This is a genomic window from Vibrio sp. HI00D65, assembly GCF_001635455.1.
In the GTDB taxonomy this organism is placed as follows: Bacteria; Pseudomonadota; Gammaproteobacteria; order Enterobacterales; family Vibrionaceae; genus Vibrio.
Genome location: NZ_LWEH01000160.1, coordinates 1 through 300 on the forward strand (window position 1 = coordinate 1; position 300 = coordinate 300).

The 300-nt window shown below is 42.7% G+C and carries 1 pseudogene; it reads left to right on the plus strand.

The features are described from left to right. Positions 1-300, plus strand: a pseudogene (locus A3712_RS27820) (flagellar hook-associated protein FlgL); the annotation flags it as partial.

The following is a 300-nucleotide window of genomic DNA, read 5'->3' on the forward strand; positions in this document are numbered from 1 at the left end:
CTCTCCCAACAAGTGAATGAACTGCTTCTACAAGGGAAAAACGGCACTCTTGATTCGGAAAGTCGGGCGGGAATTGTGCTCGAACTCAAGTCACTTAAAACGGAAATGTTGAACACATTGAACCAAGCCAATGAAGGCAGTTATCTCTTTTCAGGAACGGATATCAGTAATCCAGCAATTGATACCGCACCGCCTTATACCTTAAATCCTAATTCAGATTATCGCGAGACCAAGGTGGGTGATAACCAGTATGTATCGAGTAATTTTACTATCACCGATACCATAGGTAGCAGTGCAATT